The sequence below is a fragment of the Nostoc parmelioides FACHB-3921 genome (genome assembly GCF_014696625.1).
Taxonomy (GTDB): domain Bacteria; phylum Cyanobacteriota; class Cyanobacteriia; order Cyanobacteriales; family Nostocaceae; genus Trichormus; species Trichormus parmelioides.
In genome coordinates this window covers 1-17,660 of the sequence record NZ_JACJQL010000024.1, presented here as the reverse complement: position 1 = coordinate 17,660, position 17,660 = coordinate 1, and the positions used below count along the sequence as shown (strand labels likewise).

Here is a 17,660-nt window from a genome sequence, read left to right as displayed (position 1 = left end):
TAGCGTAGCGGGACGCAAGTCCGGCTTTAAACCTTTTTCGGGGCTAATTTCTTCCCCTACTCCCTACTCCCGCCCCGAAGGAGTGGTAAAAATAATCAACCACTAAGAGAAAAAGACCAAGCAAGAAAATATGAAAATAATTAGAAAAAACTTAAATTTGCGAACCTTTATTTTCTTTACTATTGGAATTTTAATTACCAGCTTATTCTTTACCAATTTAATTACAGATGCTGTAGAAATCAGTAGTATAGAATTTATTGGGCAAGCTACCTTACCGAAAAGACTATCTTTTCAAAATACCCAATTAGGTGGGCTATCAGGTATCACTTATGATTCTAGTAACGATCTTTATTATGCTATTTCTGATGATAGAGGACAAAAAGCACCTGCACGTTTCTACACCTTCAAAATTGATTTAAGTCAAGGTAAATTACAAGATAGTAGCATTGTGCCTGTAGGTGTTACCACTTTATTAAAAGAAAATGGTCAACCCTTTGTTCCTGGGGAAACAGATACAGAAGGAATTGCGGTTACTCAAGTAGAAACAGTATTTATTTCTTCTGAAGGTGATGTGGATAATTCAATTTATCCTTTTATCAAAGAATTTCCTTTATCATCAGGTAAAGCAATTAGAAGTCTATCCATCCCCCAGAAATTTTTACCTGATAGTAAACAAGGTATTCGTAATAATTTAGCTTTTGAAAGTTTAACAATTACACCTAATAATAAATACTTATTTACAGCTACAGAAAATGCTTTAATCCAAGATGGAGAAGCAGCACAACCTGACATTGGTAGCCCTTGCAGAATTTTGCAATATAACTTACAAAATAATCAACCAGAAAAAGAATTTCTCTATCAAACAGAACCCATCTCACCTTTTTTGAATTTAACAGGTAAGTTTGCCAGTGGATTACCTGATTTAATAGCCTTAGATAATCATGGACACTTTATAAGTATAGAACGTTCCTTTGCTGGTTTAGGATTTGGTGTTTCTTTATTTCAAGTTTCTCTATCAGATGCTGATAACATCCAAAATATAAATAGCTTATTAGCAATTGACTCTAAAAATATCAAGCCAGTTGAGAAAAAATTGCTTTTAGATTTAAGAACATTAGATGTAGCACTAGATAACATAGAAGGCTTAACCATTGGGCCTTGGCTACCTAATAGACAAAAAGCGTTAATCCTCATCAGTGATAATAATTTTAATTCCATACAACGTAACCAAATCCTCGCCTTTCAACTCAAAATAGAATCATCTTTTATCAGGTTATTACGGGGAATAGTACAAAATTTTAAACTTTAAACTCTCTTAAAAGACTACATAACGAACCAAACAAACCTTACTATCAGCCGTTGTCAGTAAATTTACTGTTCATTCTTGAGAAATTAATTCATAAAAATCAGGGATTAAGTGGATTTCCTCATTTCTTTTGCTGAGTTATTATGTAACATAATATTTAGGAAATTTTCCATAAAATTTTGCAAAATTTTCAATAAAGAAAGCACTAATTTTTAGCGGATATAGATACATCTATAAAATTTTAAAATTGACCCAAGTTAAAGTTAAGTTTTCATTCAATAAAGTAGTTACTAGATAACCTCAAGTTACCAGTTATGGTAAACCCAAAAACAGAACCAGATATTTATATTGGAAAATTCTTAAATAATCGTTATTTAATCGTAGATTTTATTGGCAAAGGGGGAATGGGGCGAGTTTATTTAGCAGAAGATGCAGCTAAAGGCGGAAAGAAAGTTGCATTGAAAATTCTCATGTTGAATTTAGTTAATCAACATATATCTCAACGTTTTGCTAGGGAAATTTTTATTGGCGCACAATTAGGACGTAAAAGTAAAAATATCGTTCGTGTTTTAAGTTATGGTGTAACCGATGAGAAAACTCCTTTTTATGTAATGGAGTATCTCCAAGGAAAAAACTTAAAACAAATATTAAAACTTAAACCGTTAACAATAGAAGAATTTTTAGATATTTGTTATCAAATTTGTGTGGGTCTCAAATGCGCGCACCAAGGCATTATTCTCAAGGGTGAGACATATCCAATTGTACATAGGGATATTAAACCAGAAAATATATTTATTACGGAAAATAATAAACAAAATGAGAATGTAAAAATTCTTGACTTTGGCATTGCTAAGTTTTTAACAGAACGCAGTGGGATGACACTCACCGATTCATTTATCGGTAGTTTACCTTATTGCTCGCCAGAACACATGGAAGGACGTAAACTACTTGATGTACGTTCTGATATTTATAGCTTAGGCGTGCTAATGTTTGAAATGCTAACAGCTAAACATCCATTTCAAACACAAAATAATTCTTTTGGTAATTGGTATCAAGCCCATAGATTTCAAGTGCCACCTACACTGATGGAAGTAAATAACCAATTAAAAATACCTGAAGAATTACAAGATTTAGTTATGTGTTGTTTGGCTAAAGAAGTAGGCGATCGACCACAAAATGTTCAGGAAATAATCCAAGTATTAGAACTAGTTAAACAGCAAAATACGAGTATTACTTCTATTAGTAATGATATCTGGGAAACTCTACCTACAGTTCAATTAGTACCCGTAACTTCTATTACTGAAAAAGAATGTTTACAGAAAACTTGGCCAAAAAATAAACCAGTAGACCTGATTGGCTTTCCCCATCTTCTCCATACAACTCAAGGGTTAATACCAACTTTTTGGGCAATGTTGCCAAAGCAGGAAATAGCACAGTTCTTATCTAAGAATAATAGTATTAAATTTATTAATAAAATGAATGTTTATCCAATGATATTATGGGTAACATTACTATATGATGTTCAGCTATCTTTAATTAGATGGCTATCTTATTTTATTGATTTGCAAGAAAATAGAGGACAAAAAATAGTTAAAGCCTTAGCAGACACAGGATATTATCATCTCTTGTTTTTTGCGATAGAAGAACCAACTAATTGCGCGCAAGTGGTCACCTTAACTCTCACCGCTCAACAACGTCAACAACTGGCAGATTGGCTAGCATTTAAACAAAATATTAAATCTAATGAATTCGTTTCTGCTGAACAAGCCAGAAAAATATTAAAAACAGAATATGAAAAAATCAAGTTGGAAATATTGGAGAATTTAGCGGTCAATAAACCACAAGAACAAATGGAAATTAAGAGTTGGTTGACAAAACTAATAGATAAAGTCTTACAAATTTTTAAATATCAGCTATAAAACCAAAACTTGACATTTTAAATTGTCAAAAGCGGGCATAGGAGAGGTTGTCAAAGTGAATCAAAGTGCATTTACATCTCCACACAATACAGGACTACTTGCCAATCGTTATCAACTGCAAAAGTTGATTGGTATAGGTGGCATGGGTGAAGTTTTCTTAGCAACTGATATTCTATTAGGAGGAGCGCCAGTTGCAATTAAATTTTTGACTCAAACTGTATGTGATCCTAAGATTCAAAAAGACTTTGCCCGCGAAGCACTCATGAGTGCAGCCCTCAGCCAAAAAAGCCTGCATATCGTCAGGGCTTATGATTATGGTGTCAGTGACACAGGGAAACCATTTTATGTCATGGAATACCTCAACGGCAAAAGTTTAAAAGACTTAATTCCCTTACCTTTAAACCAGTTTGTCCATCTCACCCGCCAGATTTGTTTGGGCTTACAGTGCGCCCATCAAGGTATTCAAATAGAGGGTAAAGTTTATCCTTTAGTACACCGAGATATTAAGCCAGTAAATATATTAGTTATTCCCGATCCGATATTAGGGCAATTAGTAAAAATCCTCGATTTTGGTATTGCTAAATTTTTAAATCATGCAGTTACATTAAGTACGAATAGGGGATTTCATGGAACTCTACCCTACTGTTCACCAGAACAATTAGATGGTGAAAAATTAGATGGTCGATCTGATATATATAGCTTGGGTGTGATCATGTTTGAAATGCTCACAGGAGCAAAACCTTGGCAACCAGAAACTGATTTATTTGGTGCTTGGTATAAAGCTCATAACTTTGAGAAGCCAAGAGCGATCGCCGATGTCAAACCCCAATTAAAAATACCACAACAACTTAACGATTTAATTATGGCTTGTCTGGAAAAAAAAGCCAGCGATCGCCCACAAAATGTAGGAGAAATATTGCGAATTATTGACGGCTTAGAACAGTCTGACTGTGCTGGATTACCTACAAATATAAGCCCTCCATCATATCCCAAATTCATATCAGCCTCTGACGTAATCAGGGCGTTAGAACAACAATGCAAGGAACTTACTTGGCCGCAAGATAAACCCAAACAAGAGATTGTTTTCCCTCTACCATTAAACACACACCAAAAAAGATTATCCACACTCTGGCTGATGTTACCAACAAAAGAAATTCAGCAGCGTGCCAATTCTAAAATTTATAACCGTTTTATCTTTGTTACATCACCCCACCCCATGCTTTTGTGGGTGACACTACTCTACAACCAAGAACAAGAACCAAAGTGGCTACCTTGCTACCTAGATATGCAACATCCCCTCAATCGCACATTAGTACTATCCTTAGTTGAAAATGAAAGTTACCCCCTAATTTGCTTCACCCTAGAACCACCCCACAGATGTATTCAAGTCCTCAGCAGTAACATTGAAACTAGTCAAAGGCAAAAATTGAAAATTTGGGTAGAACAAAGCCAAAAACTCCCACCAACTTCTCAACCTCAGGCTAGTAAAAACCTGCTCAGGCAGCAGTATAAACAAATTCAAGCCCATATGCTTCAGAATTTGTCACCTACACGCCAGATGGAACAACTAGCCAAGGAATGAAGTTAAAGTTTGAGCTAAGGGACTTCCAGATAAAAAATTATCCAAAATGTAGGGTGCGTCAGTGCGATATGACCTAGCTATACTCAGAAATTATTCATACTGACGCACCCTACCAAACTGGAAAAATTAGCCAAGGGATGAAGTTAAAGTCCGAGCTAAAAAAGAAATTTCATAAATAAGGTTGACAAATCCTTGAAGGTTCGTCATAATAGGGAAGTTGCCAATTAAGGGACTGTAGTTCAATTGGTTAGAGCACCGCCCTGTCACGGCGGAAGTTGCGGGTTCGAGCCCCGTCAGTCCCGTTCTAATTTGTAAGTAATGATAGCTGAGTCCTGAGTAGTATACCTATGGGACGCGGGTAATTAATGTTTTTGTAAAGTCCGTGCTTCCTAGATTTATCTCAGGACTCAGAAGCTTAAGTATTAAGCTAAATTTATTCATGCTTTGCGAGAGAGAGAAATACTGTGACTGTTAGAGTCAGAATTGCCCCTAGCCCAACAGGGAATTTACACATTGGTACAGCTAGAACAGCCGTATTTAACTGGCTGTTTGCCCGCCACCACGGCGGCACATTTATTTTACGAATTGAAGATACAGATTTAGAGCGATCGCGTCCCGAATATACGGAAAATATCATGACGGGATTGCGTTGGTTAGGGTTGACTTGGGATGAGGGGCCATTTTTCCAATCCCAACGCCTCGACCTTTATCAAAAAGCCGTAAAACAACTTTTAGATCAAGGTTTAGCCTATCGCTGCTACACCACATCAGAAGAACTAGAAGCCTTAAGAGAAGGGCAAAAAGCTAAAGGTGAAGCCCCTCGTTACGACAACCGTCACCGCAACCTTACCCCAGAACAAGAAGCCGAATTTAAAGCTCAAGGACGCAGTTTCGTCATCCGCTTTAAAATCGATGATGAGCGAGAAATCATCTGGAATGACTTAGTACGGGGTAAAATGTCTTGGCGAGGTAGTGATTTGGGCGGTGATATGGTCATAGCCCGTGCTTCCGCAGACGGTGCTGGTCAGCCCTTATATAACTTCGTCGTAGTGATTGATGACATCGATATGCAAATCAGTCATGTCATCCGGGGAGAAGACCACATTGCCAATACCGCCAAACAAATTCTGCTATACGAAGCCTTTGGGGCAAAAATCCCAGAATTTGCCCATACTCCCCTGATTTTAAATATGGAAGGGCGGAAACTCTCCAAGCGGGATGGGGTGACATCCATTTCTGACTTTAAGCAAATGGGCTTCACATCTGAAGGTTTGGTCAACTACATGACCTTGCTTGGTTGGTCGCCACCAGATTCTACCCAAGAAATATTTACCTTAGAAGCAGCCGCCAAAGAATTTACTTTTGAGCGGGTGAATAAAGCCGGGGCAAAATTTGACTGGGCGAAACTAGATTGGTTGAACAGTCAATATATTCACAACACCCCAGTTGATCAGTTGACTGATTTACTCATTCCCTATTGGGAAGCGGCTGGATATTCGTTGGCTGGGGGACGTGATCGCCCTTGGTTAGAACAGTTGGTGGGTTTACTCAGCGCCAGCTTGACCAGGTTAACCGATGCAGTGGATATGAGTAAACTGTTTTTCAGTGAAACAGTGGAATTGAGCGAAGAAGGTAGCAAACAATTGCAGCAAGAAGGTTCTAAAGCCGTGCTTGAGGCAATTATCGCCGCCTTGGAGGCTCAAGCCCAACTCACAGAAACGTCTGCCCAAGACATAATTAAACAGGTGGTGAAAGCCCAAAACGTGAAGAAAGGTCTAGTCATGCGATCGCTCAGAGTCGCCCTCACCGGAGATGTGCATGGCCCAGACTTAATTCAATCTTGGTTACTCCTGAATCAGATTGGTTTGGATAAGCCACGCTTGAGTCAGGCGATCGCAGTTAGTTAGAACTGTAGGGTTTGCAATCAGTAGATTTGTCATGTGGTGGGCATTGCCCACCCTACGAAATAATCAGCTTTTTAGGCTATGATTTTCGCTACAGAGATAGTGGTGCAAGAGATGAATTACTCAGGACTGAGAGTTAAAACTTGATACTAAAAGCAGCAACAGCTAACGCGCCCCAGCCAAGCAAAAAGGCGACACCGCCCAGGGGAGTGATTGCCCCTAAGATTTTAATTCCAGTTAAACTCAGGGCATACAAGCTACCAGAAAAAATTGCTATACCGATGATGAATAACCACCCACTAGCTAACAAGGTAGTTGGTGGGGTTGGTGTACGACTGATGAGGAGAGCGACTAACAAAAGTGCGAGAGCATGATACATTTGGTAGCGAGCGCCAGTGTCGAAGATTTCCAGCGATCGCTCACTAATTCTTTCCCGCAGGGCATGGGAAGCGAAAGCCCCGGCGGCAACGGACAAACCGCCTAAAATGGCAGCTATGCTAACAAAAATCTGCGTCATTAGATGGGGAATTAGACATCAAAATGATATGATACCGAGCCTTCCTCATTGACCTTAAAATTAGCGTTGAATTCTTTAGCTTTATAGTCTAAATATTCTCTAGCAACGGTTGCAGGTAGTTGTGACTGCATCGCAAAACCTAAAACTGTGATTCGCCCTTGATTTTCTTGAATCATCTGATAAAAAACAGATTGTAGGCGATCGCTTAATTGTTGTTGAAGAGCCTTTTTGGAGTTTTTGTTTTCTAAATACATTCCCAAACCCAACCATACCCCCAAAATCATCGTGGGTACGCCGAAAATTACACCTTGGGTAGCAGTATTATCCAAGGCATTAAGAGCATCCCTGTTCACATACTCCTGTACTAACTCCTCATTTTCGCCCGTGGCAATGGGCTTGAGCATCGTATTTCTTTGAATTATCGCAGAGACAGATACCGTCAAAAACATGAATCCGAGTGTTAATAGCCAACCTGTAGCTAACTTTTCAGCAGTCTTCATGTTCCACTCCAGATTTACGCCTTGCTTGTGATTTTAACCTCACTTTGCCAAAGGTTCCAGTAACAATTCAAAATTCAAAATTCAAAATATCCTACGGGAAGTGCAAGCGCTACAAAATTAAAGGGAGTTAGTGTAATCTTTCCCTACTCCAATTCAGACTAGTGTAAACAAAAATACAAAATTTCCTTCCATCGCATCACATTTATTGACCAAATGACATTCATATTTGGATTTTTATTTAGCACTTCTAACTCATCAACGACTGTAGCACCCCTAGTTAGTTCGCTCGTAATTTCCACATCTACGAAGTATTTTCCTTGACGTGTAACAATATCTGGATCAAGAGCAACTGCGATCGCCACAGGATCAGCTAAGGTGAGACCCACAGCACCTTGCCTTTTCATGGCAACATCCAAGGCTGTCTTGTTACACTCCATCGCCAAACGCGCCCTTTCTGTACCGAAATTCATCACGGTTTCTACTTCTGCAAAAGTTAACGCCGCATCGTGACGGCTCAACTCCCAACCGACCATCTCCATCGGCATTCCACTATGAAAGACAATCTTAGCGGCTTCCGGGTCTACCCAAATGTTGTATTCGGCCGCAGGCGTGACATTGCCCACTGTATTCGCTGCACCACCCATGATTACGCAACGCTGCACTAGTTGGGCAATCTCCGGTGCTTTGAGTAGTGCAGTAGCAATATTTGTCAACGGCCCCAGCGTCACCAGGGTAATTTCACCAGGGTATTGTTTGATAATGTCAATAATTGCATCAGTGGCGTGTGCTGATTCAGGCTTGCTTTTTGCTTCTGGGTAGTACATATTACCCATACCATCTTTGCCGTGAAACCAATCAGCATAACGAGATTCCCGTAGCATTGGCTTGGCACAGCCGACATATACAGGAGTGGAAGCGTTGCATACTTCGATTGTGTATAAAGCGTTCTTCACCCCCTGCCCAACGGCAACGTTACCATTAACAATTGTCACCGCCACAATTTCCACATCCGGCCAGTGATGCGCCATAATCAGCGCGACAGCATCATCTGAGGCGGTATCTGTATCGATGATAAATTTACGCATTGGGAGTTGGGAATTGGGGATTGGGGACTGGAGACTGGAGACTGGAGACTGGAGACTGGACGAAAATCTTACAGTCATTTCTCCCCCTGCCTCCCCTGCCTCCCCTGCCCCCCTGCCCCCCAATCTCTACTTCAAGGGCGTGTTGCTTCTAATATGCGGGAGAAGTAGAAGCGAGTTTTAGTAAACTCTTTTCTTTGAATAGCAAAGCCGTTGCTTTCTAAAATTTTGATGACATCGGCTTCACGGTGTAGATAGGCGCGGGTGGTTTTGCTGGGGCCAGGAAAGAAACTGCCAATTTTCTTGAGTAAAGTCAAGGCGCAGGTTTTGGGTGCAAAACTGAGAATGATTCTAGACTGTGCCAAAGAACAGAGGTGAGAAATCATTTCATCAGCTTTTTCTTGGGGGTAGTGAATTAGTACATCCAAGCAAATAACAGTGTGATAACTACCACTCAAGGATTCCAAATCCTGCACAGCAAAGGTAGGATTTTCGGCATTTCCCAAGGTTTCTAAGGCTCGTTGCTTGCCTTCTTCCACCATTTTCTCGGAAATGTCACTGGCGTAGATTTTAGCGCCCTCTGTCGCTAGGGGAATGCTGAGACTACCCACGCCACAGCCAGCGTCACAAATTGATAACTCTGCTAAATTGCCATCATTTTTTAGCCAGCCGATGACACTATCCACCGTTTGCTGATGACCGTTGCGGATGTCGAGTTGGACTTTGTTGACTTCGCCATCGCCATAAATGCGTTTCCATCGGTCAAACCCCGTGGAATTGAAATACTCACGAACAATGGTTTTATCGTCGGCTGCGTTCATAAACTTCGATTGTTAAGGGTTCCCAATGCTTAAAATTATCATTCATAGGAACCGCCAAGAGCGATCGCTTTCACAGATTTTTTGCAATGTTGACGAGAATAGCACTTGAAAAATTACATTTAACGAGGCAAAACGTCATCTAAACGAAGTTGCAGTCCAGGGAAAAGCGGTGAGTTAATTGTTTGATTTAGTCGGTATTGTTGCTGAGTATAAGTATCTTCAACCAGTTGACAAACAGTAAACGTAGGTTGTTTAGGTTTACCAATAAATGTCACACCTCCCAACCCTCGATAATCAACAATCCAATATTCAGGAATTCCTAACAGAGCATATTCCTCAACCTTCCGAGCGTAGTCGGTTTCCCAGTTAGTACTGACCACTTCCACCACCAGTTTAATTGAGCGTCCCGTTGTAATTACAAGTTCCCTTGTCCAAAGGGGTTCACGGTCGAGAACAGTTTCATCGAGGACTACAATATCAGGACGACGAGCTGTAGCTGTATCTGCAAAGGGATAAATTAAACAAGTACGAGGAATAAACCAGGGGAGTTGTTCTGAGACGAGGTAAATCCCAATTTGGGTTGCCAACTTGCCACTCACCGTTTCGTGGGGGCCAGTGGGTTCCATATCAATTAATTCTCCATCTGCTAATTCATAACGGGGATTGTCTCGGTATTGACAGATAAAATCTTCACAAGTCAGGGTTTTTGGGGAGATGTGTGTCATGATGTCAATCTCCTGAGACCAAGTCCTATTAATTATAAGTTATACCAATTTGAAAAAAGAATGCGACAAATAAACCATCTGTAGAGACGCGATGAATCGCGTCTTCTTCTTCACCCCGCAATTTATCGCGTCTTTACCCAATGATGTGTTGCAATCATTAATTGAGTTGGTATTATAATCAATCATCAAAACAGCCCGCCCACTCCATAAAACAAGGAATGAACGGGCAACAAAAATGAAAATTGCTAAGTTCTAAACACCTGCACCGGTAGCTTGACCACCTAATCTTTGTTGAATTTTGCTCTTAGCAGCTTTAAATTCGGTAGCCCATTGCTCAGTTTGTTCAGAGCTGAGGTTGTTGCGAATAGCGGCAAACAAGGTGCTTTCTTCTTGGCGGACGTGATCCATCACAATATCAGCCAACTGTCTAACTCTATCTTTGAATTCAGGAGCAGAGGGGCTGATAGCCTTGATTTGGTCTAACAAGCGCTTCATTTCGGCTTGTTCGTCATACAGTTCTTGGGTGTCACCTTCACCGTAGAAAGAACGGACTCTGGGATAGAGGACTTCTTCTTCCGCTTCAGCGTGAGCAGTTAAATCCTTGTAGATTTGACCAAAGTACTCTTGGATTTTGTGAGGATCGTTGCTTTGTTGTAGTTCAGTAAACAAAATATTTACCTTATTGTGATCCATACGGATCACATCTTGAATATTCATATCTTGCTTATCAGAACCTTGGGTAACTGCGCTACCAACTGCACCACTAAATGCAGCGATCGCATCTTGAACTCGTCCCCAAATACCTTGGTCTGCATCTTGTCCGGTGAGTTCACGAACACCCAAAATTTCTAAAATACCTTTGAGTTGTTCTTGGTGAGCGCGGTTCTCAAAGTTAACTGTGTTTAAGGGGCCAATAGCTGCTAGCACATCAGCGCCTACTTTTTGGGCTGCTTTGTGAACCAGCAAACCACTCATTACTTGTTTGTGTTTCAGCAACTCATGCTGAGCGACTTTTTCAAAGAAACTTAGCTCGGAACCCTGCATCAGCTGGCGAATTTGGTCAACCATTTCGCGGACTATTTGTCCTGGTTCTTGCTGTACACCATATTGAACAATGACAGTCTCTATAATGCCCAAGTTTTTCCGGTCATCTTCGAGGAAATCACGAATGCGATTAGATATTTCATTATCAGTTGATTCTCTTAAAAATCTTTCCTCATTTTCAATGAGCAACTGTTGAAGTAATTTGGCATCTGCTAATTTTACGCCGATAGCATTACGCTTTGCATCATCTAAAGTTGATACCATTCTAAGTTCTCCTCAAGAAATTAGTCGGATTCTTAACTTCTCTCAGAGTGACATAGTTCTTTGTAGACTTTCCTCCTTCTTTTGAACGATTAACTAAGTAACTCAGGATAGAAAATAAATATTTTTTTACAGAGAAATACAGTTCTACTTTCAGGCAGACAAAAATTCAACATTTACTCCATCTTTAGATAGATAAAAATTATATTTAAGTTGTCTAAATTGACTCAAGGATATTTAAATTTTAGGAGATTAAATAATAATGCCGGATTCCCCCGGACTAGGAGAACAAGCACTGAATAAAGCGGTAGAAATTGGGTTGTCTAGCCAATTAGATGACGTAGATAACTTAGATGTGAGTATCAAAACTGATCCACTGAAACTAGTCCAAGGACAAGTGGATGCAGTCGAGATTAATGGTGAAGGTTTGGTTATGCAGAAAGACCTCCGCGTGGAGGAAATGAAAATGCAGGTCAATAGTGTTGCTATTAATCCTTTAAGTGCCGCATTCGGTAAGATTGAACTTACTAAACCTACAGTTGGTAGTGCGCGTGTTGTTTTAACAGAAGCAGATATTAACCGCGCCTTCAATTCTGAGTTTATTATCTCCAAAATTCAAAGCCAAAAAATCCATATTAATGGGCAGCTAAAAACAGTCACACCTCAACAAATAGACTTTCGCCTACCCGGTGAGGGAAAAGTTTCAATAAATGCCAGCATATTGTTAGAAGAAAACAGCGAACCGCACCAAGTTGCTTTTACAGCCGAACCCCATATTAGTGCTAATGGCACAACAGTAACGCTGGAGAATGTCACTTATGGTAACAGTGAAGAAATATCACCAGAATTGACACAAGCTTTAGTAGCACAAACGAGCGAGATTTTAAACTTAAGCAACTTCGATTTAGAAGGAATGAGCTTGCGAGTGCAGCAATTAGCAGCAGAAACAGGCAAACTCACCCTGCAAGCAGAAGCTTATGTAGAACAAATACCCACAGATGAAAACTAGGATACTTACTATGGAAACAACAGAAACAACTTCCTCTGCTTCCTCCGCTTCTTCACCATTTCCGAATATTCCCCCAGTGATTGAAACTGACGATCGCGAATATCGTGATACAGGTGTCCCCAGCACAGTAGCGATCGCCGGACACCCCCTACATCCCCTCAGTGTAATTTTCCCCATAGCTTTCCTAGCAGCAGCCCTGGGTAGCGATTTCGGCTACTGGTTAACCCGCGATTACTTCTGGGCGAGGGCTTCATTTTGGTTAATTGGACTGGGATTAGGTGGAGGTGCGATCGCCGCCGCTATAGGTTTAAGTGACTTCTTGAAAATTGAACGTGTCCGCAAACGTAATGCAGGTTGGGCGCATCTCATCCTCAATGTCTCTCTTCTGGTTCTATCACTAGTAAATTTCCTCCTCCGCATAGGCGACGCTGAAGCCAGAATCCTTCCTTGGGGCTTGCTAATTTCCCTAATTGTGGGTACTTTAACCAGCATTTCCGGCTGGTTTGGTGCAGAACTCTCCTATCGCCACAAAATTGGCGTAGTTGGTGCAGGTAGCAGAAGATACCCGTAAATCAATTCAAAATTCAAAATTCAAAATTCAAAATAAAAACTCCATCCCTTTATGGGTGGAGTTTTGTCAGTGGTAAGTAGTTAATAGTCAGTAGCAAAGCGAAAAGTGCGTCTTGGGTTCTGCCTAAAATGAAGAACTTTTCAAGAAGACACCTAAAAAACACCCACTCTTAGGATGGGGTATTAAACTAGATCCAAAACAACTGACACAATTGGTACTAAAGAACATAGATAATGCAAAAAAAGGTTAAGGTTAAACCTAATTCCAAACAACAAAAAATTGCCGAGCAAGATGATGGGAGCCTAACTGTACACTTAAAATCTCCACCAGTAGATGGTAAAGCTAATGAAGAGTTAATCAAGCTTCTAGCTGAAAAATTCGACGTGCCGAAATCTCACATCACAATTAAATCTGGTTTATCTTCCAGACAAAAACTGATTGAGATTGACACAGATATATAATGTAAATAGGTCTAGTTAACAATTCAAAATTCAAAATTCAAAATTCAAAATTAAAGACATTTTTAGACGGGGATTTAAACCCCACCTGAAAATGATACTACGTATAGACATAGGGGTCTTAAACCCTTTTATTTACGATAAAAGATAGATATAATTTAGTTATGAGTTAGTATCGATTTTGCCCAATAAGATAACGAATACTAACTCAACAATCCAAAATACATCGAGTGTTCTTAATTACGAATTACTTTAGCTAGTTAATAATCGTAACATAATTGTGGTTCATGAGTAATACTAATATATCCAGACTGGGCTTTGACTCTGTCTATCCAAGCTTGAATAGCAGGAAATTGCGTTAAATCAAAACCACCTTCATCCGCAACATGGGTATAAGCAAATAAGGCAATATCAGCAATTGTGTAACGCTCATCTACGAAAAAATTATGGTATTGCAAATGATTTTCCATCACCTTGAGAGCTGCATAACCAGGTTCACGTTTTTCTTCTAAAGCTGTACGATATTCTGACGCTTTACCTAAAATAGAAACCCAAAAACGAGATGTAGCAATATATGGTTCATGGCTATATTGTTCAAAAAATAACCACTGCATTACCTGGGCTTTTAAATAGCGATCGTAAGGTAAAAATTCTGTATATTCGCTCAAGTAAAGCAAGATAGCATTTGATTCTGCTAAATACTTCCCTGGTGCAACTTCTAAAACAGGTATTCTCCCGTTAGGGTTTTTACTTAAAAATTCTGGTGTGCGACTCTCTCCCTTTAAAATATTCACTTCTGTTCGTTCAAATGGTATGCCCATTTGTGTTAATAGAAGACGAACTTTATAGCCGTTGCCTGAGGGTAAAAAATCGTACAGATGTAAGTTTTCCATGTAGAAATTAGAATGCAGAATATATGGCAAAATTAGGTCTAAAATACAATATCTTACAAAATTATTTTCAAAGAACAGGATGATTCTCAGATTTATAATTTTCACATATTTAGTTATTAATTATCTGAAAAAATAAAAATAATAGTATTAATTAATTCTGAATTTAAATGTTTGATTTGATGCAACGAGATAAAATAACAATATGTGTGGAAGATTTACTTTAAACCAGTCACCAGAAGCATTAGCTGAGTTTTTTCATATCCAGCCACTTCTGGATTTGGAAGCTCAATATAACATTGCACCTACGCAAACGGTGGTGACAGTTCTACATAACCCTGAAAGTAATAAACGTGAATTTCAACGGTTACGCTGGGGTTTGATACCGTCATGGGCTAAAGATCCAGCGATCGCCTCGAAGCTAATCAACGCCAGAGCCGAAACTCTTGCCGAAAAACCCTCTTTTCGTTCAGCATTCAAGCAGCGACGCTGTTTAGTAGTAGCTGATGGTTTTTTTGAATGGCAAAAACAGCAAGGTAAAAAACAACCCTTTTATTTCCGCCTGCAACACAGTCAACCCTTTGGCTTTGCAGGATTATGGGAGAAATGGCGAACACCTGCTGGTGAAGAAATTACCTCTTGTACAATCGTCACAACAGCAGCCAACGAACTGCTGCAACCAATTCATGACCGAATGCCAGTCATCCTCGCTCCCCAAGATTACGATTTGTGGTTAGATCCCCAAGAGCAAAAGCCCCAAGCATTACAACACTTATTATCCCCTTATCCAGCCTCACAAATGACCGCCCACCCAGTTAGTACCTTAGTCAATAGCCCAAAACACAACAACCCAGAATGTATTATCCCCATCCCAGAGCAGAATAGCTCCCTAAATCAGTTAAATTAGCTTTAGGTACGGGATCAGGGGAAGCACAGACATAAGTCCCCCACATAGCGGTACAACCATAGAAAAAAATATGCCAAGAACACAAAAAAACGATAACTTTGTTGACAAATCCTTTACTGTGATGGCGGATATTATTCTCAAGATACTGCCAACCAATAAAAAAGCTAAAGAAGCCTTTGTTTATTACCGAGATGGGATGTCAGCCCAAGCAGAAGGTGAATATGCCGAAGCACTAGAATATTACGAAGAAGCCCTGACACTAGAAGAAGACACCAACGATCGCGGTTATATTCTCTACAACATGGGGCTAATTTATGCCAGCAACGGCGACCATGATAAAGCTCTAGAACTATATCATCAGGCGATCGAACTTAATCCCCGCCTACCCCAAGCCTTGAACAACATCGCCGTAATTTACCATTACAAAGGCGAAAAAGCCAAAGAATCCGGAGACCATGACGGTGGTGAAGCGTTATTTGACCAAGCCGCAGACTACTGGATTCGTGCCATTCGCATGGCTCCCAATAACTATATAGAAGCCCAAAACTGGCTCAAGACTACTGGACGGATGCAAATAGACGTATTCTTTTAGTCGTTAGTCATTAGTTCTTGACCACTGACCACTGACCACTGATAAAACATGATTGACCGCGAACAAGTCCGCAAAGTAGCCCTACTTGCCCGTTTAGAATTGACTCCCGAAGAAGAAGAGCAATTTACCACTCAACTAGGAAGTATTTTAGATTACATCGAGCAACTCAACGAACTGGATGTGAGTCATGTACCTCCTACAGCGCGGGCAATTGATGTTAGCAACATCACCAGAGAAGATAACCTGCAACCCTATGCTGACAGAGAAGCTATCCTCAGCAGTGCGCCTGAACAAGAAGGGGAATTTTTTAAAGTACCAAAAATTCTCAACGTCGAGTAATCCACAGTTAAAAAAAGTTCTTACTTTAGTTAGAAGTCAGCGTATCTAGTAAGGGTTATTTTGCTTACTAGCAGTAGTAGTAATTCACTTTTTGGGAACTCTCAAACTACAAGGTAATAATCTGGAAATTTCAGACTTATTGGCTGCAAGTTCGGGAGATTCCCAATTTACTTAATTTCTGCGAAATAATTCCTAATCTTGCTCACCAAAATAATTACAAACTTTTCATCCTTAAGTTTCTAGTATTGCAGAGTTAATTTATTCATAATGACAACAACACTTTTGCCTTTATAGTATGAAAAACAAGGGAGAAAAACAATTATGGGGCTATTTGACCAAATTCTCGGCGCTGTTAGCAATCCCAATCAACAAGGCAGTTTAGGTCAACTGGGAAACATCATTAACACTGTCAATCAACTAAGTAATCAAACTGGCACAAATCCTTCGACAATGCAATCTGTCGTAGGTGTAGTAGGTAACTATGTACGTTCTGCTTTACAACAAAAGCAAGCCACAGAAGGTAATGAAGCAACCCAAGCATTAGTTAATGAATATGCCGGCACCTCTTCTAATCCTCAGGCAGTTAATTCTCTATTTTCTCCTAATATACAACAGCAGGTAGCACAAGTAGCATCCCAGCACACAGGTTTAGATGCTGGTACAATTCAGCAACTATTGCCAGTCATCGTACCTTTAGTATTGAATTTTTTGCAATCCGGCGCTAACACTCAAAATCCTCAAGGATCTGGAAATTCTGTTTTAAATTCTTTCTTGGATGCAGATAGAGATGGTGATGTAGATATTGCTGATGCTATGCAGTTAATGAGTCAATATGTTGGTAGATAGGTAACATCAGTGGTGATTTGTAATAGGTAAAGGCTAATAGCTATAAGCCTGGTTCATCTTTATGTATGGATAATTGTTAAAGTGTTTGGGGTAGAAAGATACAACAATTTTCTCTACCCTCTACCTAATTTTTGATTCATGAGAGTTGAAAAATACCCAATACCTCTCGGTTAAGGAATTGAGAGTGACTTTCACTCACGAAGTTATGATGGTTTCAGGCGTGTAACCTGCTCCATTTTTGAAAGGATTAGGGCTTAACCGAAAAGTATTGGAAAAATACCTAGAACACCGATTCAGTAATCGTAGAAAAAAAGAAAAATCAGCCTAGAGAGAAGTAAATAATGAAGCAGAAAGCAGAGAAAACGTTTGCCAGCTAAAGCTTATAGC

18 protein-coding genes and 1 tRNA gene are annotated in these 17,660 nt (G+C 39.8%); 12 read left to right on the top strand and 7 right to left on the bottom strand.

Features of this window, described 5'->3' with window-relative positions; all coding sequences use genetic code 11:
• Positions 1-130: 130 nt before the first annotated feature.
• From H6G14_RS16595 to gltX, 5 genes are all read left to right on the top strand, one after another.
• The gene (locus tag H6G14_RS16595; protein ID WP_190568453.1) at positions 131-1,309 is read left to right on the top strand and encodes an esterase-like activity of phytase family protein; all 1,179 of its coding nucleotides are present in this window, start codon (positions 131-133) and stop codon (positions 1,307-1,309) included.
• A 311-nt stretch (positions 1,310-1,620) separates the two neighbouring features.
• Positions 1,621-3,225: a serine/threonine protein kinase gene (locus H6G14_RS16590; RefSeq protein ID WP_190568452.1), complete on the top strand. Its 1,605-nt coding sequence runs from the start codon at positions 1,621-1,623 to the stop codon at positions 3,223-3,225.
• A 55-nt stretch (positions 3,226-3,280) separates the two neighbouring features.
• A complete protein-coding gene (locus tag H6G14_RS16585; RefSeq protein ID WP_190568451.1) occupies positions 3,281-4,807 on the top strand; it encodes a protein kinase domain-containing protein in 1,527 nt (508 codons plus the stop codon).
• Between the two features lie 228 nt (positions 4,808-5,035).
• Positions 5,036-5,109: transfer RNA gene (locus H6G14_RS16580), tRNA-Asp, on the top strand.
• A 162-nt stretch (positions 5,110-5,271) separates the two neighbouring features.
• Positions 5,272-6,714 (top strand): glutamate--tRNA ligase, encoded by a 1,443-nt coding sequence (gene gltX / locus H6G14_RS16575; protein WP_190568450.1) that lies wholly within the window; start codon positions 5,272-5,274, stop codon positions 6,712-6,714.
• A gap of 133 nt (positions 6,715-6,847) precedes the next feature.
• Here gltX and H6G14_RS16570 read toward each other — a convergent pair whose 3' ends face one another.
• From H6G14_RS16570 to H6G14_RS16545, 6 genes are all read right to left on the bottom strand, one after another.
• A complete protein-coding gene (locus H6G14_RS16570) occupies positions 6,848-7,228 on the bottom strand; it encodes a DUF423 domain-containing protein (RefSeq protein ID WP_190568449.1) in 381 nt (126 codons plus the stop codon).
• An 11-nt stretch (positions 7,229-7,239) separates the two neighbouring features.
• On the bottom strand, positions 7,240-7,728 hold the full coding sequence (locus H6G14_RS16565) for a hypothetical protein (protein WP_190568448.1): 489 nt from the start codon (positions 7,726-7,728) through the stop codon (positions 7,240-7,242).
• Positions 7,729-7,886: 158 nt separating this feature from the next.
• Positions 7,887-8,813, bottom strand: coding sequence for a nucleoside hydrolase (locus H6G14_RS16560; RefSeq protein ID WP_190568447.1), 927 nt, complete (start codon positions 8,811-8,813; stop codon positions 7,887-7,889).
• A 131-nt stretch (positions 8,814-8,944) separates the two neighbouring features.
• Positions 8,945-9,631 (bottom strand): magnesium protoporphyrin IX methyltransferase, encoded by a 687-nt coding sequence (gene bchM / locus H6G14_RS16555; RefSeq protein ID WP_190568446.1) that lies wholly within the window; start codon positions 9,629-9,631, stop codon positions 8,945-8,947.
• Positions 9,632-9,750: 119 nt separating this feature from the next.
• Complete coding sequence (locus tag H6G14_RS16550) at positions 9,751-10,356, bottom strand: Uma2 family endonuclease (protein WP_190568445.1); 606 nt, start codon at positions 10,354-10,356, stop codon at positions 9,751-9,753.
• 252 nt (positions 10,357-10,608) lie between these two features.
• The gene (locus H6G14_RS16545; RefSeq protein ID WP_190568444.1) at positions 10,609-11,664 is read right to left on the bottom strand and encodes a hemerythrin domain-containing protein; all 1,056 of its coding nucleotides are present in this window, start codon (positions 11,662-11,664) and stop codon (positions 10,609-10,611) included.
• Between the two features lie 259 nt (positions 11,665-11,923).
• Here H6G14_RS16545 and H6G14_RS16540 point away from each other — a divergent pair, with 259 nt between their 5' ends.
• The 3 genes from H6G14_RS16540 (at position 11,924) to H6G14_RS16530 (ending at position 13,702) form a co-directional block, all read left to right on the top strand.
• Positions 11,924-12,670 carry an LmeA family phospholipid-binding protein gene (locus H6G14_RS16540; RefSeq protein ID WP_190568443.1) on the top strand — a complete coding sequence of 249 codons (747 nt, stop codon included), beginning with the start codon at positions 11,924-11,926 and terminating at the stop codon, positions 12,668-12,670.
• 10 nt (positions 12,671-12,680) lie between these two features.
• Positions 12,681-13,241 (top strand): DUF2231 domain-containing protein, encoded by a 561-nt coding sequence (locus H6G14_RS16535; RefSeq protein ID WP_190568442.1) that lies wholly within the window; start codon positions 12,681-12,683, stop codon positions 13,239-13,241.
• Between the two features lie 233 nt (positions 13,242-13,474).
• Positions 13,475-13,702 carry a DUF167 domain-containing protein gene (locus tag H6G14_RS16530; protein WP_190568441.1) on the top strand — a complete coding sequence of 76 codons (228 nt, stop codon included), beginning with the start codon at positions 13,475-13,477 and terminating at the stop codon, positions 13,700-13,702.
• Positions 13,703-13,959: 257 nt separating this feature from the next.
• On the opposite strand, the gene H6G14_RS16525 is transcribed toward H6G14_RS16530, so the two are convergent.
• The gene (locus H6G14_RS16525; RefSeq protein ID WP_190568440.1) at positions 13,960-14,592 is read right to left on the bottom strand and encodes a glutathione S-transferase family protein; all 633 of its coding nucleotides are present in this window, start codon (positions 14,590-14,592) and stop codon (positions 13,960-13,962) included.
• 202 nt (positions 14,593-14,794) lie between these two features.
• On the opposite strand from H6G14_RS16525, the gene H6G14_RS16520 reads away from it, so the two are divergent.
• The 4 genes from H6G14_RS16520 (at position 14,795) to H6G14_RS16505 (ending at position 17,273) form a co-directional block, all read left to right on the top strand.
• A complete protein-coding gene (locus tag H6G14_RS16520) occupies positions 14,795-15,496 on the top strand; it encodes an SOS response-associated peptidase (protein WP_190568439.1) in 702 nt (233 codons plus the stop codon).
• 70 nt (positions 15,497-15,566) lie between these two features.
• Complete coding sequence (locus tag H6G14_RS16515; RefSeq protein WP_190568438.1) at positions 15,567-16,088, top strand: photosystem I assembly protein Ycf3; 522 nt, start codon at positions 15,567-15,569, stop codon at positions 16,086-16,088.
• A 48-nt stretch (positions 16,089-16,136) separates the two neighbouring features.
• Positions 16,137-16,427, top strand: a complete 291-nt coding sequence (gene gatC / locus H6G14_RS16510) for an Asp-tRNA(Asn)/Glu-tRNA(Gln) amidotransferase subunit GatC (protein WP_190568437.1) — start codon at positions 16,137-16,139, stop codon at positions 16,425-16,427.
• A 321-nt stretch (positions 16,428-16,748) separates the two neighbouring features.
• Complete coding sequence (locus H6G14_RS16505; protein WP_190568436.1) at positions 16,749-17,273, top strand: DUF937 domain-containing protein; 525 nt, start codon at positions 16,749-16,751, stop codon at positions 17,271-17,273.
• Positions 17,274-17,660 lie beyond the last annotated feature (387 nt).